The sequence below is a fragment of the Halobaculum roseum genome (assembly GCF_019880245.1).
Classification (GTDB): domain Archaea; phylum Halobacteriota; class Halobacteria; order Halobacteriales; family Haloferacaceae; genus Halobaculum; species Halobaculum roseum.
Map to the genome: position 1 here is coordinate 552177 of NZ_CP082286.1, position 16899 is coordinate 569075.

Consider the following 16899-nt stretch of genomic DNA (forward strand, 5'->3'; position numbering starts at 1 on the left):
GAGCCGTGCGCCCGTCGGGGTTCTGATCGCGCGTCGACCCGCGACCTGGTATGGTATTATGGTCCTAATATGGTACTGTGTGTCTAAGGTAGTTCCATGCAACGCTGAAATACCGGGAGGTGTTTTTCCGAGCCACGATGACAGAACGAACGATGGGCGACATCAGCCACACCGCACCGCACGGCGCCTCCGCGGACCCCGTCTGGGAACGAGGCGGCGAGAAACCCGAACCGCGAGCGGACGGCGGCGACCGCGACGACGACTGACTTCTCACTGCGACCGATAGGCTCCTCGGAGACTCCCGACCCTCGAGCGACCGCCACGGTGATCGGCCGTGTCGGACTCGTTCCCACGACCGAACAGCGATCGGTCGGTCCGTGTCCATGACCCGTGTTACCACTGATAACAAATCTTTACTCAAGATAGAGTAATCGACGGAAAGACATATTGTGGATGAGCACGAACACTGTAGTATGCCCCAGCAGGTCACCTTCGACTCGTACGCGGCGGCGGTCGCGACTGACGCTGACGCGTGGTCACCGAACGAGCGCACGGCGACGCCTGAATCGGTCGATGTCCCGTACGGCGTCGACGATCCGTCGGACGCCGACGGCTCGGAGACGGTCGGAATCCCCGAGCAGTACACGACGTTCGGCTGCGTGGAGTACCGGCCGCGGGAGTGAGTCGGCTGCGGAAGTGATGTGTCGGCAGTCGAAGTGAGTCGACTGCCCGAGTAACTCGGCCGGGGCGGCGTTCTCACGGCCGATAGGCGCGGCGACGGCCTCTTATCGCGGGGGGCGAATCGGACGGTGTGATAACCGTCGACGGCCTGCGGAAGGTGTACGGCGACTTCGTCGCCGTGCACGGGAGTACCTTCGACGTGGAGCCGGGGGAGATATTCGGCGTCGTCGGCCCGAACGGCGCGGGCAAGACGACGACGCTCAAGACGCTCGCGGGGCTGATCGAGCCGACCGCCGGCACCGTCCGGGTCGCCGGCGAGCCGGCGGGCGACCCGGAGACACGAACCGCGTTGGGGTTCCTCCCGGAGGAGTCGCCGCTGTACGAGGACATGACCGCGCGGAGCTATCTCCGCTTTTTCGCGGACTTGTACGACGTGCCGCGCGAGACCGCGAACCAACGGATCGAGACGGCGCTCGACGACCTAGAGCTGGAGCACCGCGACCGCCGGCTGGGGGACGTGTCGAAGGGGATGAAGCGCAAGGTCGCGATCGCGCGTTCGCTGGTCAACGACCCCGACGTGTTGATCTACGACGAGCCGGCGTCCGGGCTCGACCCGCTCACGACCAACTACGTGCTGGAGTACGTCCGCGACCTCGCCGACGCGGGCAAGACCGTGCTGTTCTCGGCGCACAACCTGTATCACGTCGAATCGGTCTGTGACCGCGTCGTGATCATGAACGAGGGCGAGATCGTCGCGCGCGGCACCGTCGAGGAGATCCGCGCCGAGCACGGCGAGACGACCTACCGCGTGTTCACCACGGTCCCCGTCGAGGGGAGCGAGCCCGACGGCGACCGCCACGTGTCGACCGTCGACTCGATGGACGCGGTCGAGGCGATCCGCGGGGCGGCGGCGGACGAGGGGGGCGAGGTCGTCGACATTAGAACGCGCGAGTCGACGCTTGAGGAGATATTCCTCGACGTGGCCGGCCAGCCGATGCCCGGAAGCCGCCGCACCGATCCCGGGGAGGTCGGGGGGTGAGACGCCCCGGCGCGGTCGGTCGCGCGCTCCTCGCCGCCGCCCGCCGGCACGCCCGCAAGACGGGTCGCGTCGCGCGCTGGGAGGTGTCGCGGACGACCGGCACCGTCGACCGGAAGACCGCAGCCCTCGGCGCCGTCGCGCTCCTGTTGACGGTGGGCGTCGCCGCGGGCGGGTTGTTCGCCGGCGGCGTCGCCCTCGACGACGACATCTACGCGGTCGCGGTCAGTCCGGACAGCCCGTACCACGACCCCGTGAGCGACTCCACGCCGCTGGAGGCGGTGCCCGTCGGCGCGCCGAACGCGGACGTGTACGTCGACGACCGCGACCCGACCGACCGCGAGGCGACCGTCTCGGTGGCGAACACACGCAAGGGACAGGCCGCACTCGGCGCGTTCCGGTCGGCAGTCGAGCGACACAACACGCAGCTCCTGCTGGCGGAGGAGAACCAGTCGGCCGCCTTCCCGGTCGGCGTCACCCTCAGCTACGTCGAGCGCGCGAGCGAGCGCGTCGGCGCCAGCGACGGGGCGGCAGGCGTAGGGGGCTCGGGAGACGACGGCGAGGACGAGGCCGGCGGCGCCGGGGACGGATCCGCCTCCGGATCCGGCGGCTCCGGACCCGCCGCGGGCGACGGGTCCGGGGACGGGCTCGGTGTCCCCGACTTCGGCGGCGTCGCGGGGCCGCTGTTCGGCGGCCAGCCGACCGGGTCGCCGGCGGAGATCTCCCCGCCGTTCCCGTTCTCCTCGCTCGTGCTCGCGTTCGCCTTCCTCGTGCCGATGAACTTCGTGATCCAGGCGTACGGATCGACGGTGCTCAACGAGCGGATCAACCGCCGGGGGGAGCTGCTGCTCGTCGCGCCGCTGTCGCCGGGCGACATCGTCGCCGGCAAGACCCTGCCGTACGCCGCGGTCGCGCTCCTCGCGACGGCGCTCATCGCAGCCGGGGTCGGCGGCGGCGTGCTCTCGGTGGCGGCGGTGTTCCCGATCGCGCTCGTGTTCCTCGCGTCGACGTTCGTCGGCGCGATGTTCGCGCGCTCGTTCAAGGAACTCACTTTCGTCACCGTCACCGTCTCCGTGACGCTGACGACGTACGCGTTCGTCCCCGCGATCTTCGCGACGGTGACGCCGATCGCGCTCATCTCGCCGCTGACGCTCGTCGTCCGCGACCTCCAGGGCGAGGCGGTCGCGATCGGGGAGTACCTGTTCTCGACGGGCCCGTTCTACCTCGTCGCCGCTACCCTGTTCGCCATGGGCGTCGGCGTCTACCGCGAGGAGGACATGTTCACCCAGCGCGCGGTACCGCTGAAGTTCCTCGACGCGCTCGCGGTGCGGCTGCACCGCCCCCGCGACGTTGCGCTCCTCGCGGCGCTGTCGGTCCCGTTCGTCTTCGTCGCCGAGCTGCTCGGGGTCGCGCTGCTGTTCGCGCTGCCACAGGCGGCCGCGGTCGTCGGGCTGCTCGTGGTCGTCGCGGTCGTCGAGGAGATCGCCAAGGGCGTCGCCATCTTCGCGGGCTTCCACCAGTCGCGTTTCGAGCGCGACCTCCCCACGGCGCTGAAGCTGGGTGCGCTGTCGGGCGCCGGCTTCTTCGTCGCCGAAAAGGCGACGGCGATCGTTCAGGTCGTCGGCCTGGGATCGCTCCCGCTCGGGCAGGCCGCGTTCGGCACCGCCGGTGTCGGCGCGGCGTTCGGGCCGGCGCTCGGCCTCGCGCTGTTGGCGCTCCCGCTCCTCCTGCACGTCGTCACGGCGGCCGTCGGCGCCGTCGGCGCGACGCGCGGACGGCGCGCCTGGGCCGTGACGCTGTTCGTCGCGATGGCGATCCACTTCGCCTACGATCTCACGGTGGTGAGCGTCCTTGGCTAGCGATCGCGAGGGGGACGGGGAGGGGAGCGTCCCGGTCGCCGACGGCGGCCCCGCCGACGCGCCGGCGGACGACGCCCCGAACCCGATCCCGGGCACCGTCGCCGCGGGCGACCGCGCTGGCCGGGACCCGCGCTGGACGATCGCGAGGCGGGAGCTGGCGTCGCTACGGTCGGAGAAGACCATCGTACTCGCGCTGCTCATCCAGCTGTTCGTCGCGGCGTTCTCGTCGTTCCTCGTCGTCGGGCTCGTCTCGCTGTACGACCCCGGCGCCGCGGCGGACTACTCCGTCGACACGGCGGTCGCGGGCGACGACGCCGGCGACCTGCTGCGCGCCGTCGGCGAGACCGACGGGATGGACGCCGAGCGGTACCCGACCCGGCAGGCGGCCGCCGAGGCGTTCGCCGACGGCCGGGCCGACGCGGCGCTGCTGTCGACGGCGACCGAACGGGGCACCCTGGAGGTACGGGTCCTCGTGCCCGACGGCAACGTCGGGACGACGCTGGTCGTCGTGCGCGCCCGCGAGGCGCTGCGGGCGTTCGAGCGACTGGAGCGCGACCAGCGCTCGGCGTCGCTTTCGGCGGAGGTCCTCGAGTTGCCGCCGCGGGCGGGCTCGTCGCCGTACTTCGGGTTCACCTACACGGTGCTCGTCCCCCTGTTGCTGTTCCTCCCGGTGTTCATCGCCGGCTCGGTGACGGTCGACTCGCTCACCGAGGAGCTGGAACGGGGGACGCTCGAACTGCTCCGGGTCGCCCCCGTCACGATGACCGACATCGTCGAGGGGAAGCTGCTCGCGGCCGCCGGCCTCGCGCCGGTGCAGGCGGCGCTGTGGCTCGCGCTGCTGTCGGCCAACGGGACCGCCATCGCGCCGTCGCCGACCGCGATCGGCACCGTCACCGGGGTGGTCGGGCTGCTCGCGCTCACCGCGGGGCTGGCCGCGATGGTGACCGCGCTGGGCGCGGCGCTCGCGCTCACGGCGCCCGATCGACGGGCCGCACAGACGGTGTACTCGCTGGGCGTGCTCGGGCTGTTCGGCGCGGCGGCGCTGTCGCCGGCCAACCCCGCGAACGTCGCAGCGAAGCTGGCCGTCGGCAGCGCCGACCCCGCGTCGTCTCTCGCGGTCGTCGCCCTCGTCGTCGCCGGCGGGATCGCCGTCGCGGTCGCCCGCGCCGGCGTGGCGCGCTACGGACCGGCCTGAGTCGTCGGCGATCTCGTCGTACGATTCCCCGGATCAGGCCGCGACGATGTCGACGACCGTCTCCTTGCCGCACACGAGGTTGTACGCGCCCTCGTCGTCGTTCCAGAGTATCAGGACGTTCTCGACCGAGAGGACCGCGCCGTAGGGGGCCTCCCGCAGGTCGCGGTTGAGCGACGACTCGCCCGTGAGTACGAGGTAGTGTTCCAACTCCTCGCTCCCGTCGCCGACCTTGAACAGCGGGTTCGCATCCGCGTCGTCGGTGAGGTCGCCCGAGAGCTTCACCGCGAGGAGGTTCACCCGGTCGGTGACGTGCTCCTCGGAGTCGGCCAGACGGTGGTGGCGCTCGGCGCTGGCGACGACCGGATGGCGGCGCTCGCCATCGGGCCGGAGGATCGCCCACGAGAACCTCACGTCGGTGTTGACGTACGTCCCGGGCTCCTCGTCGTACGCGCGCGTCGCGGCGTCGTCGAGCTTCCGCTGGAAGGAGGGGGTCGAGAGATCGGGGCGCTCCTCGAAGGACCACCCGCGATCCTCGGGGGCGTCGCCGGGCCATAGCCGCAGGTCGGGCGCGTACACGCTCACGTCGCCCTCGGGCGGCGTCAGGGCGCGCTCGACGCGGCGAAGTTCCGTCGAGGTGTTCAGGTCCGCCGGCGCCAGCATGACACAGGAGCCGTCGGCGGCGAGCGCGTCGAGATAGCGCGAGGCGACCGCCGCCGGGTCGTCGAGTTCCGAGAGGACGTTGCCGAAGAGGACGAGGTCCACGTCGCCGACGGCCTCCGGGTCGAACGCCTCGGCGGTCTCGCGGTGGATCGTCGTGTGGACGTTCGGCCGGGTGTCGGCGAGCACTTCCTCCAGCACGTCGGCGTTCGCGCTCGGCTCGATCGCGTGGTAGTCGACGAGCGCGTCCTCCGGGAGGTAGTCGAACAGCCCGAGGGCGGGGCCGCCTGTTCCCGCGCCCACGTCGAGCACGCGGAGGGTCCGGGGAAGCAGTCCGCGGTCCGCGAGCCGGTCGAGCACGTAGCCGACGGCGGCGTAGAAGTCCGGCTGGTGGTAGACCGCGTACGCGAGCGCGGCGTCGGCGTCGTACTCGACGGGGCGGCCGCGGTAGTAGTCCTCCTTCAGCCGGTCGATCGTCTCCCGGAGCGCGTCCCCGGAGTCGCCCTCGTGCCAGTCGAGGCCGTAGCGTTCGAACAGCAGGTCCTCGACCGTCTCGACGTGCTCGTCGGGGAACGACCCGGGCGACCACCCCGGCGGGTCGACGGGCTCGTCGTTCGCGGGGACGAACGTTCCGTCCTCGCGCTCGTAGAGCCCCAGATCGAACGCCTCCTCGCGGAGGGCGGTGCGCACGACCGCCGGGTGCGGTCGGTCGGGGAGGTACTCGTACACCTCGTCGGGGTCGACGGGGCGGGCGTTGCGGAGGTACTTCGCGGTGTCGCGCAGCGCCTCGCGGTCGACGCTCACGGCGACCACCCCGCGGCCGCCTGAGGTCGTGGCCGCGGACACGGGACAGCCTGCGGCGAGTGAGTCATTGCCGGCGGCTACTCGGTCGGCGTGGGTAACGGTTCTGTCTCGCCGGCTTCACTCGTCCGCTCGCGACGCGGGGCCGTCGGATCGCTCGTCGTTTCCGGCGTCGTCGCCGGCGTCGTCGGCGTCGCCGGCGTCCACTCGCGACTCGGCGTCGACAGCGTCGCCGGCGCGCTCGAACAGCGCCGCGAACTCGTTGCGGTCGGCGGCCGCCACGGCCCGGGCCGCCTCCGCGACCGCGTCGTCGCCGTCGAACGCCTCGCGGATGTCGGCGTACACGCGTGGCTCGCCCTCCGTGACGGTGCGTGCGATCTCGGCGAGCGGCTCGGAGACGGGCGTGTGGAATCGCTCGTCCACGTCGCCGGCGGCCAGTGCGTACGCGAGGACCGCGGTGTGGGCGCCCGTCTGGACCTTCGCCATCGCGTCGTCGTGCTCGGTCGCGGTCGTCTCGAACACCTCGTTGCCCACAGTCGCGAACCGCTCGCGGACCCGCTCGACGATTCGGCCCGACTGACCGGGGACGTACGCGATCCGGCCGGGGCCGCGGGGCGGCGCGAACAGCGGATGGAAACTGGCGTACTCGCCGGCGGCGTGATCGGCCATCGCGGAGAGGGGCTCGGCCATCACGCCCGACACGTCGACGAGCGCCCCGCCCGCGGCGTTGTCGGCGTACGTCGCGACCGCGTCGGCGACGACGGGGATCGGCACCGCGAGGACGACGCAGTCGAACGACTCGTCGGTGTCGAGCGGGACGACGCGGCCGTCGACGACGTCCTCGGCGGCGTCCATCGCTGTCTGGGGGTTGGTGTCCGCGAGCGCGACGCGCTCGCTGACCGGGCGGAGGGTCCGCGCGGCCCACCGGCCCATCTCCCCGGCGCCGACGACGAGCAGCTTCATGCCGTTCGGTATCCGTGTGGCGACCGAAAGGGTATCGGTCGGGGCGACGGTGTCGCCACCCCGACTATGGGGGCCCGGAGCTACTCCACCGCCGCGATCCGGAACCACTCCGACGGGAGCGTGTCGCCGCCGTGATCCTCGGCCGAGAGGAGGCGCATCCGCACGTCCGACAGCGACACCGGCTCGGCGAACCGCACGCCGACCAGCGTCTCCGAGTCGACCGTTCGCGCCTCCCCGCGGAAGTCGACCGCGCGGACCGTGACCTTGTCCGCGCCGACACCGCCCTCGACGACCTCGAAATGCGCCTCCAGCAGTCCGGGCGCGACCTCCGTGATCTCGGCGCCGTCGGCGTCGCTGGCGTCGATCTCGATGGTGTAAGTGCGGACGCCGTCGGGGGCCTGCCGACAGACGGCGACGACGGCGTCGGTCCGTTCGTCTGCGTCCGCGTCGACGCCGGCAGCGTCGCCGTCGGCCGGCGCGTCGGGATCGCTCGTCACGTCACTCCACCACCAGCTCCACGGGGTAGTCCCCGGTGAGGTTCTCGTAGCCGTCCTCGGTGACGATCACGATGTCCTCGATGCGGACGCCGCCCACCTCGGGGTCGTACAGGCCGGGCTCGACGGTGATCACGTGTCCCGGCTCCAGCTCCTCCCCGCGGGGGTTGAGCCCCGGCCGCTCGTGCACGTCGAGGCCGACGCCGTGGCCCGTCGAGTGAATGAATCCCGTCTCGGTGTCCGGGTCCGACCGAAGCGTCGGGTGGCCCGCCTCTTCGTACACGTCGCAGGCGGCGGCGTGCACGTCGGCGCCGGTTGCGCCCGGCTCGACGGCGTCCAGCGCCGCCTCCAGCGCCTCCTCGGTCAACTCGAACCATTCGGCGACCGTGTCGCTCGCCTCGCCCTTCGAGAACGTACGGGTCATGTCCGAGTGGTACTTGCTCGCCTTCTCGCGCGGGAAGATGTCGATGATGATGCTCTCGCCCGGTTCGAGCGGACCCGACCCCCGGTCGTGGGGGTCGGCGGCGTCGGCGCCGCAGGAAACGATCGTCTCGTCGAGCGCGCAGCCGTGCCGGAGGAGGGTGACCTCGATCTCCTCTTTCACGCGCTCGCTGGTGAGCGCGGTCGTCCCGCCGCCCTCACCGTCCGAACCCTCCTCGATGACGAGCGTGCCGTCGTCGGCAACGTCGGCCGCGGCGATCAGCTCCTCGGCGGCCGCCATGGCGGTCTCGTTGGCGGCGGTCGCCCGTCGGACGGCGTCAAGCTCCTCCTCGGTCTTCGTCGCGCGGACCGTCTCGATCACGTCGTCGCGGTCCACGTCGACGGCGATCCCCGCCTCGCGGAGGGCGTCGGCGACGCCGACCGGGAAGCGCTCGGGGACGAGCGTCGACTCGACCTCCAGGTCCGCCAGGAAGTCGGCGTACACGCCCGCCTGCGCCGCGGCCTGTCCCTCCTCGGCGGCCCGCTCGGCGTAGTCGTACGTCGACAGCCGCCCGACGGTGTCGGCGTGGGATTCCTTCTTCGCCCTCCCGTATTCGAGCCCGGAGACGAGCACGGCGAGCTCGTCGCCGGTGTAGGCGGTGAAGAACGGGTCCGGCGCGTCGAAGCCCGAGAGGTACAGCTGGTTCGAGTCGTCGCTTCCGGCGTCGATACAGTACGCGTCGGCGTCCGTCGCCGCGAGTATATCGTCGAGCGCGGCGAGGCTGCGTGTCATACTGGTGGGTGCGGCGACCGGCGGGATAGTCGTTTTCGTCGCGGGAACGCGGCCGCGAACCCTCGCGGTTGCGCCGCGATCGCGTCCGGCCGTCAGGTGCGCTCGGCTTCCGCCGGCCACCGTTCGCTGATCTCGCCGTTCATCCCGTACTCGAGCGCCCGCCAGACCTCCCCCGCGTCGCGAAGTCGCTCCACGCCGGCGACCCGATCGTCGGGGACCATCCCGCGGTCGAGGAGCTCGTCGATGAGGCATTCCGCGTGCGATTCGTCCATGAACACATATTTACTACATCTGTTGTATTATTTCTTCCCAACTATTTCGGTGTGTCACGTGTGGCCGTGCACCCCGTCGACGGGGTCGCTCGGTGTCGTCGCCGCATCCGCACCCGCAACCGCTGTCGCGGTCGGTACACACTTGCCCGGCCGGGCGCACCTCCGCCACATGGACGCACACGTCTCCCCCTCGCGGGTCGCCGGCCGCGCGCGCGCCCCGCCGTCGAAGAGCTACACGCACCGCGCGATCCTCGCCGCCGGCTACGGCGCGGGGACGACCGTCACGGACCCGCTCGACTCCGCGGACCCGCGAGCCACCGGCCGCGCGGTCGAGGCGTTCGGCGGCGAGGTCGCGTGGGTCGGCGGAGACGACGCCGACGGCGCCCAGGGCGGCGCGAGCGCCGTCGAGGTCGAGGGGTTCGCGGGCCGACCGAACACGCCCGACGACGTGATCGACTGCGCAAACTCGGGGACGACCATGCGACTGGTCACCGCGGCCGCCGGGCTGACCGACGGCCTCGCCGTGCTCACCGGCGACGAGTCGCTGCGCTCGCGCCCGCAAGGGCCGCTCCTCGACGCCGTCGCGGGCCTGGGCGGCCGGGCGGAGTCGACCCGGCGCAACGGACAGGCGCCCCTGGTCGTCGGGGACGCGATGGCCGGCGGGACGGTCGCCATCCCCGGGGACGTATCTTCGCAGTTCGTCACCGCGCTGCTCATGGCCGGCGCGGTGACGGAGGAAGGGATCGAGATCGATCTGGAAACCGAACTCAAATCGGCCCCGTACGTCGAGATCACCCGCGAGGTGCTGGCCGACTTCGGCGTCGACACCGAGCGCACGGGGACGGGCTTCCGAGTCCCCGGCGGCCAGACCTACGAGGCCGACGAATACGCGGTTCCCGGCGATTTCTCGTCGATGTCGTACCTGCTCGCGGCGGGCGCGGTCGCCGCCGCCGAGGGCGAGGCGGTCGTCGTCGAGGGCGCCCGCCCGAGCGCGCAGGGCGACTCCGCCATCGTCGACGTGCTCGACCGCATGGGCGCCGACATCGACTGGAACGAGGACGACGGCGAGATCACCGTCCGCGGCGGCGACCTCTCCGGGGTCGAGGTGGACGTGGGCGACACGCCGGACCTCCTCCCCACCATCGCCGTGCTCGGTGCCGTCGCCGACGGCGAGACGCGGATCGTGAACGCCGAGCACGTCCGGTACAAGGAAACCGACCGCGTCGCCTCGATGGCCGAGTCGCTGGAGGCGATGGGCGCCGAGGTGACCGAGACGCAGGACTCGCTGACGGTCCACGGCGGCGACTCCGAGCTCGTCGGCGCGACGGTTCACGGTCGCGGGGACCACCGGCTCGTGATGGCGCTGACCGTCGCCGGCCTCGTCGCCGACGGGGAGACGACCGTCACCGGCGCCGAACACGTAGACGTGTCGTTCCCCGGCTTCTTCGCGACGATGGGGGAACTGGGCGCGGACGTGTCGGTGGAATAGGCCGGTTCCGTCTCCCGCGGGGCGACGACGCGTCGCTCCGCCGGCCTCGTCTGACTCGCCGGATCCGAGGAGCGGCGAGTCCGTCGACGCCGCCGGGCTCTCGATCCGAACAGCTTTGCTACTACACAACATACTTCCCAGATCGGTGATCTACTCATGGCAACCGAGGACGTCGGCGGAACCGTAACTGAGCCCGAGGAGGCGGTCGTCGAGGGATTCCTGACGGCGTTCGTCGCCGGCGACGCCGACCGGATGAGTGACCTCGTGACGGACGACTGCGTGCTCCACCGGCCGCGGTGGCCGCTCGATACGGAGGGTCGGGCCGCGATCGTCGAACTGACCGAGGGCAACGAGGGGATCTTCACTGACGTGACCGTCACGGTCGAGCAGTCCGTTCGATCGGGCGACCGCATCGCCGCGTACGCCACCGCGAGCGGGCGCAACGTCGGGCCGATGCGGATGGAGGGTCGCGAGATCGCCCCGACGGGGCGGCGCTTCGAGGTGCCGCAGTTCGGTATCTACCGGGTCGAAGGCGGCCGAATCGCCGAGACCTGGGTGCTCGCGGACGCGCTCGGGATCGTCGAGCAGCTCGACAATCTCCCGACGGGACCGAGCACGATGGCTCGGATCGCGCTGAGGCAACTCCGGTGGCGCCTCGGCGGCCGACAGCGGCTCCACTGACCGGCCGGTCCCCCTTCCGCCGTCGGTGCCGTTTTCGCCCGGGAGAGAGACGATCCGGCCATGACCGACCTCGACACGCCGCCGTTCGCGTTCGACTACGACCCCGGCGCGATCCACTACGGGCGCGGCTGTATCGCCGACATCGGCGACGCGCTCGACGAGCGCGAGTGTGACACCGCGCTCGTCGTCTGCGGGTCGAACGTCGCCGCCAACGCGGAGCTCATGGACGCGGTCGGCGACGGCCTCGGCGACCGCCTCGCGGAGGTGTTCGCCGGAACGACGCCCGACAAGCGACTTCGCGAGGCCGCCCGCGCGGTCCAACGCGCGGACGATCTGGACGCCGACGCGTTCGTCCCGGTCGGCGGTGGTTCCAGCCTCGATGTGGCGACGGTCGCGTCTGTGGTTCGCGCTCGCGGGCTCTCGCTGGACGACGCCCGCGCGGAGGTGGCCGAGACGGGCGGGATCGCGACGCCCGAGGACTCGGCCTCCCTCACGCCGCTGTTTCCGGTGCCGACGACGCTCGCGGGCGCGGACCTCTCCGTCATCGCGGGCATCGCCGCCGAGGTCGACGACGGTGCGGGCGGCACCGAACTCGTCTCGACGGGCGTCGGCGGCGCCGACCTCATGCCGGAGGCGCTGTTCTACGACCCGGACCTCTTCGAGACGACGCCCGAGGGCGTGCTCGCTGGGTCGGCGATGAACGGGTTCGACAAGGCGATCGAGTCGCTGTACGCCAGCACCCGGACCGCCGTCACGGACGCGACCGCGACGCGGGCGGTCCGGCTGCTCGCCGACGGGCTGCCGGAGATGACCGACGACCCGACGGCGATGAACCGCGCGGTCGCGGGAGTCGTCCTCGCGCAGTACGGTATCTCGCGCCCGGGCGACATGACGATCAACGTGATCCACGCGTTCGGCCACGGCCTGCGCGACGCCTTCGGGATCCAGCAGGGGCTCGCGCACGCGGCGGTCGCCCCCCACGCGCTGCGGGCGATGGCCGACGCCGGCGTCGACCTCTCGCTGCTGGCGGCGGCCTTCGAGGTGGACGGCGACGGCGACGGTGGCGACGGCGTCGTCGAAGACCCTGCGGTCGAGGAAGCGATCGCCGAGGTCGAACGGATCCGCGACGCGCTCGGCCTGCCCGCTTCGATGTCGGCGATCGACGGCGTCGACGCGGACGGACTCGCAGAGGCCGCGCGCGTGACCGCCGGCGACTCGCTGTTGTCGTACGCGCCCGACGGATACGATCTCACGGAGGCGGACGCGCGGGCGGTGCTGGAGGCGGCGTTCTGAAGCCACGGAGATTCGGACGCGCCACGGACCGGCGACAACCGAACTGAACCGACCCGGCGTTCACCAACCGCTTTGCCCCCTCGACACGGATCGGGTCCCATGAGCGACACGGATTCCCCGCCGCGCCCGCCCGACGCCGTCCCCGGCCCGGACGGCCTCCCCGTCCTGGGCTCGTTTCTCGAGAACCGCCGCGACTTCTTCGCCTTCCGCGACCGCGTCGCCGCCGAGTACGGCGGCGTCGCGCGCTATGAGATCCTCGGACAGGACGTGATTCTGCTGACCGACCCGGACCCGATCCGGAAGGTGCTCGTGGCCGAGAACGAGAAGTACGTGAAGGGGGAGCTGTTCCAGCAACAGCTCCGACCAGTGCTCGGCAACGGCCTGCTCAACAGCGAGGGCGACTTCTGGCGGCGACAGCGCCACCTGATCCAGCCGGCGTTCACGCCCGACCGGATCGCGGGCTACGCCGACATGATGGTCGACGTGACCGAGCGCACGAGCGCCCCTTGGGACGACGGCGAGGTCCGCGACGTGCACCGCGACATGATGGGGCTGACGCTCGACATCGTCGCGCGCGCGCTGATGGGCGTCGACATCCGCGACCGCACGCCCGCGATCGGCGGCGCGCTCGACACGGTGATGGAGCAGTCCGCGGGCGGAAGCCTGCTCGATCTCCTTCCCCCGTCGGTGCCGACGCTCGGGCGTGAGAGGCTCCGCGAGGCGGTCGCCTCGCTCGACCGCATCGTGGACGAGCTGGTCGACGAGAAGCGCCGCGCGCTGCGCGAGGGCGAGATCGAACCCGACGCCGACGTGGTCTCGGCGCTCCTCACGGCCGAGGACGACGACGGCGAGCGGATGGCCGCCGAGCAGGTGCGCGACGAGGTGAAGACGCTGCTGCTGGCGGGCCACGAGACGACGGCGCTGTCGCTCACGTTCACGCTCCACCTGCTCGCGCGCCACCCCGACATCGAGCGACGACTGCTCGACGAACTGGAGGCCGAACTCGGCGACGACCCCGCCGGGTTCGACGCCGTGCGGGATCTGGAGTACCTCGATCAAGTCGTCACCGAGTCGATGCGGCTGCTCCCGCCGGTTCACGGCATCCTCCGTGAGCCGACGGAGGACGTGGAACTCGGCGGGTACCGCGTTCCCGAGGGAACTCCCATTGCGATCAGCCAGTGGGTCGTCCACCGCGACCCCGCCCACTACGACGACCCGCTGGAGTTTCGCCCCGACCGCTGGACCGACGAGATGGAGGCCGACCTGCACCCGTTGGCCTACTTCCCGTTCTCCTCGGGCCCGCGCCGGTGCGTCGGCGATCGGTTCGCCCTGTTGGAGGCGAAGCTGATCCTCGCGACGTTGCTGCGGCGGTACGCCTTCGAGGTCGTCGATCCCGTCGACCTCGAATCGAACCTGGAGGCAAGTATCACCACGCGCCCGACCCAACCGGTTCGGATGCGGCTTCACGAGCGCTGACGGGGACCGTCCGACCGATCCCGTCCGCCGCCTCCGCCCCGGCGGTTCTTCGCACGTTCGCCGCATTTTATACCGCCGACCCCCCGAACACGAGCATGAACGGCAACGAGTTCGGCCGGCTGTTCCGGCTGACCACCTACGGCGAGAGCCACGGCGAGGCCATGGGCTGTACGGTCTCGGGCGTGCCGGCGGGCGTCGAGTTGGACGAGGAGCGCATTCAACGCGAGCTCGACCGCCGCAAGCCCGGCCAGTCGATGATCACGACCAGCCGCGGCGAGCCGGACGAGGTGCGGATCAACTCCGGGATCCAGGACGGCTACACCACCGGCACCCCGGTCGGGATGGTCATCCAGAACAAGGACGCCCGCTCGGGCAAGTACGAACCCTTCGTCACCGCGCCCCGGCCAAGCCACGGCGACTACACCTACTCCGCGAAGTTCGGCACGCGCAACTGGGGCGGCGGCGGCCGCTCCTCGGCCCGGGAGACGGTGAACTGGGTCGCCGGCGGCGCCGTCGCGAAGGCGGTGCTCGACCAGAGCGACTACGACGTACAGATCAAGGCCCACGTCAACCAAATCGGCGACATCGTCGCGCCGGAGGTCACCTTCGAGGAGATGTTGGAGCACAGCGAGGAGAACGAGGTCAGATGCGCCCACCCGGAGACGGCCGCGAAGATGCGGGAACTGATCGACGAGTACCAGGAGGCCGGCGACTCCATCGGCGGCGCCATCGAGTTCGAGGCGCGCGGCGTCCCGCGCGGGCTCGGCGCGCCGCGGTTCGACGCCTTCCCCGCCCGCCTCGGACAGGCGATGATGTCTATCCCCGCGACGACGGCCTTCGAGTTCGGGCTCGGCCGCGACGCCCGCGAGGTCGCGGGCCACGACCGCAACGAGAACTGGGAGTTCGACGAGGGCGACCACCCGGAGACGGTCAGCGAGGAGGGCGACCCCGTTCCCGTCGGCAACGATCACGGCGGTCTCCAGGGTGGTATCACGACGGGCGAACCGATCTACGGCGAGGTGACCTGGCACGCGCCCACATCGATCCCGAAGGAGCAGACGACCGTGGACTGGGAGACGGGCGAGGAGAAGCAGGTGCAGGTCGTCGGCCGGCACGACCCCGTCCTCCCGCCGCGTGCGGTCCCCGTGGTCGAGGCGATGCTCTACTGTACGGTGCTCGACTTCATGCTGCTCGGGGGACGGATCAACCCCGACAGGCTGGACGACCGCCCGGGCGAGTACGACACCGACTACCACCCGAGCAGCCCAGGGAACGAGGAATAGCGGAAACGAAGCCGGAGGACGGATCGCACGCATCCGGCCGCCAGGCACATCCTGTTATCGTCTCGATTCGACGAATTCCCTGAGATCGGCGGCGGTGGATCCCTCGATCGGGTCGGTTCCCCACCGGAACGCCGGGAGCGTCTCGACGCCGCTGTCGCGGCCGAGTTGTCGGTCGGAGAACGTCTGATTCCGCCGCCGTCGCGTCCGTGCGGCCTCGACCACCGCGTCGCCGTCGACGCCCACGTCTCCGGCGAGGTCTCGGAGTAGGTCGAACGAGTACTCCGGCGCCGCCTCGACGAGCGCCTCGTGGAACGCCCACGCGTCGGCGCGGGTGCCCCGGGCGCGAACCTCGAACAGCGCGCTCGGCAGCAGCATCGACCACTCGTTGACCGGAAGCGGGAACATGAGCAGCGTCGGTCGGAACCTGTCCTCGACGAGGAGGTCCGACAGCTTTGGGAACTCCTCACGCCACCACCGGATCGACGGCTCGTGGGCGTAATCGAAGTAGACGGCGACGAGTGTGCCGCCGCCCGCGTATATCTGCTTCACGCCGGCGTAGGGGGTACGAGTTCCCTCGCGGTAGCTGAACGTCTTCGTCGCCTCGACGGTGGTGAACTCCTCCGTGTGCCAGCCGCCGTTAGGTTCGTCGCCGTCGGAGTCGCCGCGCAGCCAACCGAGGCAGCCGGACGTTCCGACGAGTGTCGCGGTGCCTGCGGCCGCGAGGAAGCGTCTGCGCGTAGGGTCAGGGTCGAGGTCCGTCATGGTTCGGTTTCCTCCCCCGGGTTAGCGTCGCAGAAATTCACTGTGGCGTACGTTCGCCCGTCCTCGGCGATGTATATCCCGACCCCGATGGTGTCGTGACTCGGGAGGAGCATCCCCGTGTTGTGTTCTGGGGACCGAATGAATCCACGAAGGATGACCTCTGCAAGCTCCTCCTCGGTTTGCGTATAACTTCTGTTCCAGAAGACCCCCCTGAGGTTTTCGCCACCGCCACCACAGGCATAACTGCTTGCTTGGACACGGTCGGAGAACGTCTCACCATCGGGATTGGTATGGTTGAAGAAGTCCCGCGTGGCCATGTCATAAGAGTGATGGCGAGCGATACGGGCAAGTCGGGGGTCAGAGACTAATGTGCTAACATCGTTGTTGTGTCTATGATCGTCTATTTTCAACTTCAATATCTCTTCTGCTAATGACACATTAACATCATCTCGCGGCGTTTTATTCTCCAACGGAACTGGAGTATCAACTTCATCATCCGCCTGATGATGACCAAATTTCGCTGTTTCCGGATTGGAGTCTTCTATTTCTACTGGCTCTTGGCTATGGACGACCGGCTCGGGATTCGAACCGACGGAGGAGAGACATCCAGCTAACGAGATCATCGCGACAAGTGTGAGTGCAATCGTGAATCTCCTACTCATTGTACCAACCTCGAGCGGAACAAACCGGTTTGAAGGGTCGAGATTGCCATAATATCAGTGATAATTTATTGTATATGTATGT

At 70.3% G+C, this 16899-nt stretch carries 17 protein-coding genes; 10 read left to right on the forward strand and 7 right to left on the reverse strand.

Features of this window, described 5'->3' with window-relative positions; all coding sequences use genetic code 11:
• Nucleotides 1–137: 137 nt before the first annotated feature.
• From K6T36_RS19025 to K6T36_RS02860, 5 genes are all read left to right on the forward strand, one after another.
• Nucleotides 138–266: a DUF7989 family protein gene (locus K6T36_RS19025; protein WP_264083997.1), complete on the forward strand. Its 129-nt coding sequence runs from the start codon at nt 138–140 to the stop codon at nt 264–266.
• A gap of 207 nt (nt 267–473) precedes the next feature.
• The gene (locus tag K6T36_RS02845; protein WP_222922513.1) at nt 474–683 is read left to right on the forward strand and encodes a hypothetical protein; all 210 of its coding nucleotides are present in this window, start codon (nt 474–476) and stop codon (nt 681–683) included.
• A gap of 128 nt (nt 684–811) precedes the next feature.
• Entirely contained in the window at nt 812–1720 is a 909-nt protein-coding gene (locus tag K6T36_RS02850; protein WP_222922514.1) for an ABC transporter ATP-binding protein, read from the forward strand.
• Entirely contained in the window at nt 1717–3576 is a 1860-nt protein-coding gene (locus K6T36_RS02855) for an ABC transporter permease family protein (protein WP_222922515.1), read from the forward strand. The genes K6T36_RS02850 and K6T36_RS02855 overlap by 4 nt, the downstream gene beginning before the upstream one ends.
• Before the next feature lie 85 nt (nt 3577–3661).
• Complete coding sequence (locus tag K6T36_RS02860) at nt 3662–4771, forward strand: ABC transporter permease (RefSeq protein ID WP_222923335.1); 1110 nt, start codon at nt 3662–3664, stop codon at nt 4769–4771.
• Between the two features lie 33 nt (nt 4772–4804).
• Here K6T36_RS02860 and K6T36_RS02865 read toward each other — a convergent pair whose 3' ends face one another.
• The 5 genes from K6T36_RS02865 to K6T36_RS02885 all read right to left on the reverse strand — a co-directional run bounded on the left by K6T36_RS02865 (nt 4805) and on the right by K6T36_RS02885 (nt 9171).
• Nucleotides 4805–6232 carry a small ribosomal subunit Rsm22 family protein gene (locus K6T36_RS02865; protein ID WP_222922516.1) on the reverse strand — a complete coding sequence of 476 codons (1428 nt, stop codon included), beginning with the start codon at nt 6230–6232 and terminating at the stop codon, nt 4805–4807.
• A gap of 117 nt (nt 6233–6349) precedes the next feature.
• Nucleotides 6350–7192 (reverse strand): prephenate dehydrogenase/arogenate dehydrogenase family protein, encoded by an 843-nt coding sequence (locus K6T36_RS02870; RefSeq protein ID WP_222922517.1) that lies wholly within the window; start codon nt 7190–7192, stop codon nt 6350–6352.
• 80 nt (nt 7193–7272) lie between these two features.
• Nucleotides 7273–7689 (reverse strand): hypothetical protein, encoded by a 417-nt coding sequence (locus K6T36_RS02875; protein ID WP_222922518.1) that lies wholly within the window; start codon nt 7687–7689, stop codon nt 7273–7275.
• A gap of 1 nt (nt 7690) precedes the next feature.
• The gene (locus K6T36_RS02880) at nt 7691–8899 is read right to left on the reverse strand and encodes a M24 family metallopeptidase (RefSeq protein WP_222922519.1); all 1209 of its coding nucleotides are present in this window, start codon (nt 8897–8899) and stop codon (nt 7691–7693) included.
• 92 nt (nt 8900–8991) lie between these two features.
• Nucleotides 8992–9171, reverse strand: coding sequence for a hypothetical protein (locus tag K6T36_RS02885; RefSeq protein ID WP_222922520.1), 180 nt, complete (start codon nt 9169–9171; stop codon nt 8992–8994).
• A 169-nt stretch (nt 9172–9340) separates the two neighbouring features.
• Between K6T36_RS02885 and aroA the strand changes: the two genes are divergently transcribed.
• The 5 genes from aroA (at nt 9341) to aroC (ending at nt 15393) form a co-directional block, all read left to right on the forward strand.
• Nucleotides 9341–10660, forward strand: a complete 1320-nt coding sequence (aroA, locus tag K6T36_RS02890) for a 3-phosphoshikimate 1-carboxyvinyltransferase (RefSeq protein WP_222922521.1) — start codon at nt 9341–9343, stop codon at nt 10658–10660.
• A gap of 156 nt (nt 10661–10816) precedes the next feature.
• Nucleotides 10817–11341, forward strand: coding sequence for an ester cyclase (locus K6T36_RS02895; RefSeq protein WP_222922522.1), 525 nt, complete (start codon nt 10817–10819; stop codon nt 11339–11341).
• A gap of 60 nt (nt 11342–11401) precedes the next feature.
• Nucleotides 11402–12634 (forward strand): iron-containing alcohol dehydrogenase family protein, encoded by a 1233-nt coding sequence (locus K6T36_RS02900; RefSeq protein WP_222922523.1) that lies wholly within the window; start codon nt 11402–11404, stop codon nt 12632–12634.
• Between the two features lie 99 nt (nt 12635–12733).
• Entirely contained in the window at nt 12734–14110 is a 1377-nt protein-coding gene (locus K6T36_RS02905; RefSeq protein WP_222922524.1) for a cytochrome P450, read from the forward strand.
• Nucleotides 14111–14205: 95 nt separating this feature from the next.
• A complete protein-coding gene (gene aroC / locus K6T36_RS02910) occupies nt 14206–15393 on the forward strand; it encodes a chorismate synthase (RefSeq protein WP_222922525.1) in 1188 nt (395 codons plus the stop codon).
• A gap of 54 nt (nt 15394–15447) precedes the next feature.
• Here the strand turns inward: aroC and K6T36_RS02915 are convergent, their stop codons facing one another.
• A complete protein-coding gene (locus tag K6T36_RS02915; RefSeq protein WP_222922526.1) occupies nt 15448–16155 on the reverse strand; it encodes a DsbA family protein in 708 nt (235 codons plus the stop codon).
• A complete protein-coding gene (locus K6T36_RS02920; protein WP_222922527.1) occupies nt 16152–16817 on the reverse strand; it encodes a CAP domain-containing protein in 666 nt (221 codons plus the stop codon). The genes K6T36_RS02915 and K6T36_RS02920 overlap by 4 nt, the downstream gene beginning before the upstream one ends.
• Nucleotides 16818–16899: the final 82 nt, after the last annotated feature.